The sequence below is a fragment of the Stakelama flava genome, assembly GCF_019351405.1.
Classification (GTDB): domain Bacteria; phylum Pseudomonadota; class Alphaproteobacteria; order Sphingomonadales; family Sphingomonadaceae; genus Sphingomonas; species Sphingomonas flava_A.
On sequence record NZ_JAHWZX010000017.1, the window covers coordinates 57,586 to 67,748 of the forward strand.

The 10,163-nt window shown below is 62.8% G+C and carries 9 protein-coding genes, 1 tRNA gene and 1 pseudogene; 6 read left to right on the forward strand and 5 right to left on the reverse strand.

Features of this window, described 5'->3' with window-relative positions:
• Window positions 1-39 precede the first annotated feature (39 nt).
• Window positions 40-789, reverse strand: coding sequence for a DUF4336 domain-containing protein (locus tag KY084_RS14615; RefSeq protein WP_246587206.1), 750 nt, complete (start codon window positions 787-789; stop codon window positions 40-42).
• Window positions 786-2,606: a DNA mismatch repair endonuclease MutL gene (gene mutL, locus KY084_RS14620; RefSeq protein ID WP_219239215.1), complete on the reverse strand. Its 1,821-nt coding sequence runs from the start codon at window positions 2,604-2,606 to the stop codon at window positions 786-788. The genes KY084_RS14615 and mutL overlap by 4 nt, the downstream gene beginning before the upstream one ends.
• Window positions 2,607-2,757: 151 nt before the next feature.
• Between mutL and KY084_RS14625 the strand changes: the two genes are divergently transcribed.
• The 6 genes from KY084_RS14625 to KY084_RS14650 all read left to right on the forward strand — a co-directional run bounded on the left by KY084_RS14625 (window position 2,758) and on the right by KY084_RS14650 (window position 8,544).
• Window positions 2,758-3,798: a rod shape-determining protein gene (locus KY084_RS14625; protein WP_219239216.1), complete on the forward strand. Its 1,041-nt coding sequence runs from the start codon at window positions 2,758-2,760 to the stop codon at window positions 3,796-3,798.
• 20 nt (window positions 3,799-3,818) lie between these two features.
• Window positions 3,819-4,715 carry a rod shape-determining protein MreC gene (locus KY084_RS14630; protein WP_219239217.1) on the forward strand — a complete coding sequence of 299 codons (897 nt, stop codon included), beginning with the start codon at window positions 3,819-3,821 and terminating at the stop codon, window positions 4,713-4,715.
• Window positions 4,712-5,224, forward strand: a complete 513-nt coding sequence (locus KY084_RS14635; protein WP_343228036.1) for a rod shape-determining protein MreD — start codon at window positions 4,712-4,714, stop codon at window positions 5,222-5,224. Before KY084_RS14630 ends, KY084_RS14635 begins: the two co-directional genes overlap by 4 nt.
• Entirely contained in the window at window positions 5,221-7,263 is a 2,043-nt protein-coding gene (mrdA, locus tag KY084_RS14640) for a penicillin-binding protein 2 (RefSeq protein WP_219239218.1), read from the forward strand. The genes KY084_RS14635 and mrdA overlap by 4 nt, the downstream gene beginning before the upstream one ends.
• Window positions 7,260-8,372 carry a rod shape-determining protein RodA gene (rodA, locus tag KY084_RS14645; protein WP_219239219.1) on the forward strand — a complete coding sequence of 371 codons (1,113 nt, stop codon included), beginning with the start codon at window positions 7,260-7,262 and terminating at the stop codon, window positions 8,370-8,372. Before mrdA ends, rodA begins: the two co-directional genes overlap by 4 nt.
• 96 nt (window positions 8,373-8,468) lie before the next feature.
• Window positions 8,469-8,544 (forward strand) — tRNA-Lys (locus KY084_RS14650).
• A gap of 597 nt (window positions 8,545-9,141) precedes the next feature.
• On the opposite strand, the gene KY084_RS14655 is transcribed toward KY084_RS14650, so the two are convergent.
• The 3 genes and pseudogenes from KY084_RS14655 to KY084_RS14665 all read right to left on the reverse strand — a co-directional run.
• Window positions 9,142-9,474: a hypothetical protein gene (locus KY084_RS14655; protein WP_219239220.1), complete on the reverse strand. Its 333-nt coding sequence runs from the start codon at window positions 9,472-9,474 to the stop codon at window positions 9,142-9,144.
• Window positions 9,464-9,814, reverse strand: coding sequence for a hypothetical protein (locus KY084_RS14660; protein ID WP_219239221.1), 351 nt, complete (start codon window positions 9,812-9,814; stop codon window positions 9,464-9,466). The genes KY084_RS14655 and KY084_RS14660 overlap by 11 nt, the downstream gene beginning before the upstream one ends.
• A gap of 178 nt (window positions 9,815-9,992) precedes the next feature.
• Window positions 9,993-10,163: pseudogene (locus KY084_RS14665) on the reverse strand (IS701 family transposase); the annotation flags it as partial.

Genomic DNA, 10,163 nt, shown 5'->3' on the forward strand with positions numbered 1-10,163 from the left:
CCGCTGCGCAAAAGGTTTCCCCAAGATGAACGGCCGGGTTCAAAGAACCCAGCGAAAGGACCGCCGCAATTCGCCGACGCCGTCTTTGTCGTAACATCGGCCATGCGCCAGAATAATATGGTCCGGTTCCCATTCGATCATCTGTTCCACTGCCGCGCGCACCGAAGCGCGGTGTCGCCAGAATGTCGCGCGAAGATCAATTGGCGCCTGCCCGTCGGGATCGACCGCGCCCGTCAATCGCATCAGGAAGCGAAGCACGCGTGAACGGATCCGCTGCGGTTCGAAATTTTCGATCAGATCGGTCAGGATCAGCGTGCGGCTGGGGCGGTGAAAGAAGTCAGCCTCGGTAACGACATCGCCCGGCACGATTACCTGATCGATCGTTCCGGCCCACCCTGTCGGCGCAGTCGCCCTCAGCACCTCAAGCGGCGGTAGATGGCGTTTCGCTTTCTGGCTTAGCCCCGCCACGCCATGAACGCGTGCATCGGGAAACCGGGCATGCCATTGCGGCAGCCACCAATAGTGGATGCTGTTTGGGGCCACCAGATGGCGCACCGGCCCCAGCGATTCCACCGCGTCCATAACCATCCCATCCTGCCCGGTCGGCGAATGAACCCAGATTCCCCCGTCAGGCAACCGAACCAGTGTCATCCGGGTGGTAAAAGGTATTTTCAACCCGAGCCAGTTCATCCGGATTTCCGGCCCGTCCATCGTCCATATGTCGTCAGCGAACGGTTTGAGCACCATTAGCGGCGTATATGGATCGAAAGCCGGACGTCCTGACATCATTTCCGTCCGAACAGCTTTTCGACATCGGCCATGCCCAGCTTTACCCAGGTCGGGCGTCCGTGATTGCACTGGCCCGAATGGGGGGTCGCCTCCATTTCGCGTAGCAAAGCATTCATTTCCGCGACCGAGAGCACCCGTCCGGCGCGCACCGATCCGTGGCACGCCATCGTCGCCGCGACATGGTCGAGGCGCTCCTTCAGGCTCAACGCCTGATCATAGGCGGCCAGTTCATCGGCAAGATCGGTGACAAGGCCGGTGACATCCCCCGCCCCCAACATGGCTGGTGTAGCGCGAACCAGCATCGCGCGCGGGCCGAACCGTTCGAGTTCGAGCCCAAATTCGGCCAGTTCGCCCATCCGTGCTTCGAGCCGATCGCAGGCGGTCTCTTCAAGCTCGATCACCTCCGGCATCAGCATCGCCTGCGCCTTGACGCCGCTGCCCGCCATGGCGGCGCGCATCCGTTCAAGAACCAGGCGTTCGTGCGCCGCGTGCTGATCGACGATGACCAGCCCGTCGGATGCTTCGGCCACGATATAGGTTTTCGCTACCTGACCGCGCGCCACGCCCATCGGGAAGTCCGCGCCAGAAGGCACCCGTGCGCTCGCTTCCTCGGCGCGCGCATGGGGTTGCGCCGAAAGATAATCGGGACGGCGATCGGCGACATGCGCCGGCGCGCCCTCGCCTCCGTCCTGTTGCGGAGCGGGAGACCAGGCGGGCGGAGACGCGGCGAAAAACGACGGAGAGCGCCGCGCTTCCTCCTGCTGCTGACGGCGCACATCCTCTTCGGTTTTCCAGGCAGCAAGCGCCGATTCGGCCGGGCGCTGTACGCTGCGGTGCCCGGCGGCGTCGAGCGCGCGCCGGATGCCGCTGACGATCATGCCGCGGGCGAGTTGCGGATCGCGGAAGCGCACCTCGGTCTTTGCCGGATGGACGTTCACATCGACTTCGCTGACCGGAAGGTCGAGGAAAAGCGCGACCACCGCATGACGATCGCGCGCCAGCATCTCGGCATACGCCCCGCGGACTGCTCCGGTCAGCAGCCGGTCCTTCACCGGCCGACCATTGACGAACAGATATTGGTGATCGGCGATGCCGCGATTGAAGGTCGGCAGGCTCGCCACCCCGCCAAGCCGCATTTCGCCGCGTTCCAGATCGACGCCAACGCTGTTTTCGGCAAGCGCACGGTCGGTCAGCGCTGCGACCCGCTCCGGCCCCGTCTCGCCCTCCTGTACGCCAAGCACGCGCCGCCCGTCATGTTCGACGCTGAAAGCGATATCGGGCCGCGCCATGGCAAGGCGGCGGACCACGTCCATCGACGCGGCATATTCGCTGCGCGCGGTGCGCAGGAACTTGCGGCGGGCAGGTACACGGGCGAACAGCGCCTCCACCCGCACCCGCGTTCCAGGCGGCAGCGCGGCGGGGCCTTCGCGTTCCAGCACGCCATTGTCGACGATTCGCTGCCACCCCTCCTCGCCGCGCACGCGGCTTTCCAGCGTCAGCCGGGCGACACTTGCGATCGAGGGCAGCGCTTCGCCGCGAAAGCCAAGCGTGGTGACCGCATCGATCGCGTCATCGGGCAGTTTCGACGTCGCATGGCGTTCCAGCGCCAGTGCCATTTCCGCGGGAGACATGCCGCATCCGTCGTCGGTCACTTCGATCAGGTCGGTTCCACCCGCCGCCAGACGTACAGCGATTCGACGCGCACCGGCATCGATTGCGTTCTCCACCAGTTCTTTCAACGCACTGGCGGGTCTTTCCACCACCTCGCCTGCTGCGATACGGTTGACGAGATGCTCTGGCAGACGGCGTATTGACATGTACGCCGCTGTAGCCCAAGCGGCGCCATCCCGCGACCCGATTGCGCCAATTTTCCGATGCCGGAGGTCACCGGCGCCACAAGGGTTCGGAAACGATAGTTTGTGCGACCTGCCGCTGCCTGGGCTGCTGCGGTAACTGACGGAAAAATAGATGGTTTTCTCCCGCTTTTTCAAATTCATGTCCCATGACATGGCAATCGACCTGGGGACCGCGAACACGGTCGTTTATTTGCGGGGGCGCGGAGTCGTTTTGAACGAACCGTCGGTCGTCGCGGTGGAAACGCTCAACGGCGTGCGCAAGGTGAAGGCGGTCGGCGACGACGCCAAGCTGATGATGGGCAAGACGCCCGGCACGATCGAGGCGATTCGCCCGCTGCGCGATGGCGTGATCGCCGACATCGACGTCGCCGAACAGATGATAAAGCACTTCATTCAGAAGGTGCATGGCCAGCGCCGCTTCATTCGTTGGCCGCAGATCGTGATCTGCGTTCCTTCCGGCTCCACCTCGGTCGAACGCCGTGCGATTCGCGACGCCGCGTCGAACGCGGGCGCGTCGCAGGTCTGGCTGATCGAAGAGCCGATGGCCGCCGCGATCGGCGCCGATATGCCGGTTACCGAACCGATCGGATCGATGGTGGTCGATATCGGGGGCGGCACGACCGAAGTCGCGGTGCTTTCGCTGCGCGGTCTTGCCTATTCCACCTCGGTTCGCGTCGGCGGCGACAAGATGGACGAAGCGATCGTCAGCTATGTCCGCCGCAACCACAACCTGCTGATCGGCGAAGGCACGGCTGAGCGTATCAAGCAGGAAGTCGGCACCGCCAAGCCGCCGAGCGACGGCATCGGAAAGACGATCCACATCAAGGGCCGCGATCTGGTGAACGGCGTGCCGAAGGAAATCCAGATCAACCAGGGCCAGATTGCCGAAGCGCTTTCCGAACCCGTCGGAACGATCGTCGAAGGGGTTCGCATCGCGCTGGAAAACACCGCGCCCGAACTTGCTGCCGATATCGTCGATCAGGGCATCGTGCTCACCGGCGGCGGCGCGCTGCTCGCGGGAATCGACGAAATGCTGCGCGATGAAACGGGCCTGCCGGTGACCGTGGCGGAAGAGCCGCTGACCTGCGTTGCGCTGGGCACCGGTCGTGCGCTTGAGGATGAGATTTTCCGCGGCGTGCTGCTCGCGGTCTGACCCACAGAACGGGGATTTAGATGGCGCCGCCCAGAAACCGGCGCCCGGGGTTTTCACGGCGGGCGCAATACGGGCTGTTTCTCGGCTATGTGATCGCGGCGTTCGGCGCGGTCATCGCGGTCGTTCTTCTGCTGCTGTCCACCTTCAATCCCGGTGCGTTCAGCACCGTGCGCGGCGCGGCGAGAGAGGTGACGACCCCCCTTTCATCCGGAATGGACAGCGTGCGGGGATGGTTCGGTTCCATCCCCGGCGCGATCGGCGAACATTTCGGCACGGTTTCGGAAAACCGCAAGCTGAAGAAGCAGCTCGTGCAAGCGCGTCATGTCGTGCAGCAGGCGCGCACGTTGGGCCGCGAGAACCGGCGGCTTCGCGCGCTTCTGAAACTACGCGATCGCGACACCGGTACGGTTGCCGTTGCGCGGCTGGTCAGTTCTTCGGCCAGCAGTACGCGTCGGTACGCGATCCTCAACGCGGGCAGCCGGCAGGGCGTGCGGCCAAGCCAACCGGTCAGCGGCCCCAACGGCCTGATCGGCCGCGTGCTTGAAACCGGGTTCAACACCGCGCGGATATTGCTGATCATCGATCCCGAAAGCATCGTACCCGTTCAACGCACGCGCGACGGACTGCCCGCTATTGTGGTGGGGCGCGGCGACGGGCTGGTCGAAGTGCGCTCCGCCTCCGTCGCCAATGCCCCTTTCCTGTCAGGCGACACATTTGTTACGTCGGGCACGGGCGGCATCTATCCGCCGAACATTCCGGTGGCGCGCGTGATTCGCAATTCGACCGACAGTTCGCTGGGGCGCGTGTTCGCAAGTCCCGACACCGTCGACTTCGCGCTGGTGCAGCAGGTTTTCATGCCCAAATTGTCACCCTCGGCAAACGATCGGGAAGCGCCGCGTGCGGAAGGTGACGAGTGACCGAGCGACTGCCCGTTCCGATCGGTGCTGTCGATATGTGGCGCCGCGCGCGCTGGCTCGCCCCGGTAACGGTAATGATCGGGTCCGCGATCACGCTGATTCCGTTCGTTGCGGTCGTCCCGATCCTGCCCCCTTTCGGCCTGATGATGCTGATCGGTTGGCGATTGCTGCGCCCCGACATCTTCCCCCCCTGGTCGCCGCTGCTGCTGGGGCTTTTCGACGACCTTTTAAGCGGTCAGCCGATGGGAAGCGCAATGTTCTTCTGGACCGCGTGTTTTTTGGCGGTCGACGTGATAGATTCGCGTCTTGTGTGGCGCGATTTATGGCATAACTGGGTTATCGGAGCAGGCGCGGTCGCGGTGACGCTGATCGGCGGTCGCATCGTGGCCAGCCCGATCGGCGCCCATGTCGATACGGCAGTGCTGTTCCAGATTATCGTTTCGGTGGCGATGCTGCCTTTCCTATTTCGTATTTGCGCCCATCTTGGCGGGCGCGGCCGCAGAACATGAACAAACCTTTCAAGATCGTAACCGAAGCCGCTCAACCCTTTACCTTTTCCCGTCGAGCCACGGTGCTTGGCATCGGCCAGGGCGCGGTGGGCCTTGTGCTTGCCGGACGCATGGCATGGCTTTCAGTAGCCGAAAACCAGCATTACAAGCTGTTGTCCGAAAGCAACCGCGTCAACATGACGCTGGTCCCGCCGCGGCGCGGGTGGATCGTCGACCGCCATGGCGCACCGATTGCCGACAACCGCACCGATTTCCGCGTCGACATCATCCCCGACCGGCTGGAAGACAAACAGCATACGCTTTCGTTGCTGACCAGCGTGCTGGCGCTGACCGCCGACGATTTGCAGCGCATTAATACCGATCTTGACCGTGCGGCCGGATTTCAGCCGGTTCAGGTAGAGGAAAATCTCGATTGGGAGCATTTTGCCGCCGTCAGCGTGCGGATCCCCGAAATGCCGGGGGTTGCGCCGACGCGCGGTTTTGCGCGCAACTATCCGCTGGGTGCCGCCGTCGCACATCTGACCGGCTATGTCGGCTCCGCCTCGGCCGAACAATATGAAAAGGAGAAAGACCCCCTGCTCGTCACCCCGGGGTTCAAACTGGGCAAGGACGGGCTGGAAAAGGCGCTGGAAGACCGACTTCGCGGAAAACCGGGTGCCAAGCGGATCGAGGTGACCGCACGCGGAAAACTGGTCCGCGAACTTGCGACGCGGCCCGATACGCCGGGCGACACCGTCCGCCTGACGATCGATGCGGGACTTCAGGAATATGCAGCCCGGCGGCTCGGCACCAATTCGGGATCGGTCGTCGTGCTCGACGTTCTGACCGGCGACATGCTCGCCATGGTTTCGATGCCGGCTTATGATCCGAACAGCTTTTCGCGCGGCATCGGCAGGATGGAATGGAAGATGCTGTCGCAGGACGATCACGTCCCGCTGATGAACAAGGTGCTTCAGGGCCTGTATCCACCCGGATCGACGGTAAAGCCGATGCACGGCCTGGCGCTGCTGCAAAACGGGATCGACCCCGATCAAACGGTGTATTGCGGCGGGGTGATGCAGGTTGGACGCGGCCGTTTTCACTGCTGGAAACGTGGTGGCCATGGCAACATCAACATGCACCGCGCGATTCCGCAAAGCTGCGACATCTATTTCTTTCAAATGGCACGGCAACTGGGGTATGACAAATTCGCCCCCACGGCGCGTGAAATGGGGCTGGGCGCGCAATATGACCTTCCCTTTCTTTCGCAATATTACGGCACGGTGCCCGACAGCCAGTGGAAGAAAAAGAAGTACGGCAAGGACTGGACGGTAGCCGACTCCATCAATGCCTCGATCGGTCAGGGCTATTTGCTCGTCAATCCGATGCAACTTGCCGTGATGGCGGCGCGCCTTTCGAGCGGGCGTGAAATCGTTCCGCGCATCCTGCTTGACGAACCCCACCGCCCGGCGGCCTCGCTCAATCTGAACCCTGAACATATCAAGGTGATCCGGCGGGCGATGTGGGCAGTGGTCAATGGCGGCGGCACCGGCGGCGCTGCGCGTATGAACATCGACGGCGTCGATCTGGCCGGTAAAACGGGTACGGCGCAGGTTCGCCGTATCACCATGGCAGACCGGCGCGCGGGGCGCACCGGCAACGCCAGCTTCCCCTTCCATCTGCGCGACCATGCCCTTTTCGTCGGCTTCGCACCCGCCGATAATCCGCGCTACGCCTGTTCGGTGGTGATCGAACATGGTGGCCATCTGATCCGCAATCTGGATGCGCCGGAAACGGCCAGCGACGTGCTGAGCTATATGTTCGATCGCGAACGCGCCATCAAACGCCTGCACGAAGCCGAAGCGACCTGGGGCGGCGACATCGCCACCCGGATGGAGGCGAAGCGCAAGGCTTTCATGGAGGCGCAAAACGCTCCCGTCCCGCCCCCGCCAAAAGACGTCGACGATGCACGCAGCGACGTTGTGGAGCGCGCCGCATCGACCGATCGGTCGGCGGCGACCAATGCGGCCGCAACCGGCTCTCCCGAGGGCGGCGAATGACCGGCCCCGGCCTGATCCCGGCACCCGTCGCGCAACTGCCGTGGAAGATTATTCTGCTGGTGTTCGCGATCGGTGCCTTTGGGCTGGTAGTCCTGTATTCAGCCGCCAGCGGCAGCATCGACCCCTGGGCGAAACGTCAGGCTATTACTTTCTTCGCGTTTTTGACAATGGCAATCATCATGTCGCGCTTTCCCGAAAGCCTTTGGGAAAAAAGCGCCTTTCCCGTCTATGGCGGATTGGTTCTGCTGTTAATTCTGGTCGAGCTGCTGGGCGCGGTTCGCGGCGGAGCGCAGCGCTGGCTCGATCTCGGCGTAATCCGCCTGCAACCGTCCGAGTTGATGAAACCGGCGATCGTGCTTGCCATGGCGCGTTTCTATGCGCTCCTTCCAGCGGGCGAAACCAGGCGCTTCACGGCGATCTGGCCGGCCGCGCTGCTTGTCGGCGTGCCCGCCGGGCTGGTGATGCTGCAGCCTGATCTCGGCACAGCGCTGATGATCACTTTTGGCGGTATCACCATCATGTTTCTCGCCGGAATCCCGCTGCGCCTGTTCATCGGCGGCGGGCTTGCCGTGGCGATCGCCATTCCGATCGCATTCAACACGCTGCTCCATGATTATCAGCGCAAGCGCGTGCTCATCTTTCTCGATCCTGAAAGCGACCCGCTGGGTGCGGGCTATCATATCAGCCAGTCCAAAATCGCGATTGGTTCGGGCGGAATTTTCGGCAAAGGCTTTCTGCACGGCACGCAAAGCCATCTCGACTATCTACCGGAAGGCCACACCGACTTCGTTTTTGCGACCATGGCGGAGGAATGGGGCCTGATCGGCGGGTGCCTGCTGATCCTCGCCTTCTTCCTGGTGATCCGCTGGGGGGTGAATGTCGGAGTGCGCGCGCAGAGCCGCTTTTCGCGACTGGCGGCCGCCGGACTTGCCACCACGATCTTCTTTTATGTCGCGATCAACCTGGCGATGGTGATGGGCCTGGCGCCAGTGGTCGGCATCCCATTGCCACTGGTAAGCTATGGCGGATCGGCGCAGCTTACGATCATGCTGTGCCTTGGAATGCTGATGTCGATTGATCGCGCCAACCGCCGCGCCTCCCGCTGGTAAAAAGGTGGTTTTAGGGTTTGCATTCCCAAAAAAGCGGTGCTAACCGCGCCACTCCAATGCGGCGGCGGGATCCAACACCCGCCCAGACGCCCGGATGGACGCATAGCTCAGTTGGTAGAGCAGCTGACTCTTAATCAGCGGGTCCTAGGTTCGAGCCCTAGTGCGTCCACCATTTTTCACCAGCAAAACCAAGCACTTAGAGAAGGTCCAGCGCGAGAGCGCAGGCCGCTAGCATTTCCATGCTAGCACTATGCTAGCGGCGCAGCGAACGCGCTAGCATGGGCCAACCCGCTCATAGCAGCACCCCACGCCCGAGGGCGCAGGGTGCTGGCAGCGTCAGGCAGGAGGAGAAAGAACCTCGCCCCGCTGCTGCGGTCGTTGGATTGGCGGGGAACGCACCGCTATGCCCCGGCGCAGCGTCAAAATGGAATCGCCGCGCTAAGTGAACCTGTCCTCGTCTCCGCTGCATCCGTCCGTGCCATCGCACAGGCGCAGGCGAAGCACGTCCACCGAGAAAAATGGGCGACGGCACTTCATGCACCGCTGCCAGCATTCCATACCCCCTCAGTTTCCCATGTCCGAAGGGCAGCGACAACCGCCACCATGCCGTTGGCATCCAGCGCCCCGCTCTCAATGCCGGGCAGCACCTCGTTCTCAACCCATGCGTCAAACGACCCGAACAGAACAGCGAAGGGCGACGGTCTCGGCTTCCCGGCATCTTCCAGCTTCCCAAGCCGCTTTTGAAGTGCCCGGATGCCCGCCATTGTGGTTATCGCAGGCCGAGGTGATAGCGCAGGTCAAAGGGCAGGTCCGGCGCACCGGGACGAGCGGCCACAGGCACGGGATCGGGTGGCGCAACGGGTTCAGCGTCGGGCGTGACCACAGGCGCTGGCTCAGCGTATGTGCGAGTGCGGCCCATCGCGGCATAGATAGCGGGTGCAGCCTGCGTGAGGTGTTCCACCTCCAACCGGGCCATCGTTGCGTTAATCGCCATCTGCTCGTGCATGACAGCGAAATGGCGACGGACAAGGGCAGCGCGGAACTCCGCCCACTGCTCCCGCTCACGGCGTTGGCGTTCCTCTCTCGGAATATCAGCTTTCATATGTCACCTTCAGTTGACGCAGAATGTCGTAGGCATCGGCACGAACCTGCCGGTCGTCGCAGTCGCGCATGACCTCGCAGCGTGTGGTGACCACGACCCGCCGCATGTCGCCGCGCTCCTGATCCGTCATGCTTGCGACCGCATCGCAGATCGGTCCGAAGCGGCTTGGCTCGCGCATGTCATCGCCATTGAGCGGAACGACATGGATCGGGTGCGCCATAAGGTCCGCCATGCTGACAGCCCAATCCACCGCTGCCTGATATTCGGTGATCGGCTCGTAGCGCAGGTGGCGCACTACCCGCGCCCCCGCTTCGTCATATCCCAAGAGTGAGATACGCACGAACTGCGGCTGTCATCGAACTATCATTACAGTTGCAATTTGGTTTTGAGGTGAGCCCGTTTTGCTGCAGCTTGATGAGCTCGCCTCCAGCATGACCAGGCGATGATGCAGGCAGGCTCGATCTGGCGTTGAGCGAATTTGACGGCGATGCGCCGGACCTCCTGAACGGACCAGCGGATCAACTCCTGATGGCGGGCATCTTCGGTCTTTTTGGGGGCGTGATGTTGTTGGCGCGGTATCGGACTACAGCCATCATGGCAAAGGCGAGCAGCACCAGCGAGACGTGGCGATGCCAGCCGTGCCAGGATCGCGTCTCGTTATGGTCGAGGCCGAGTTCATTCTTGGCGGT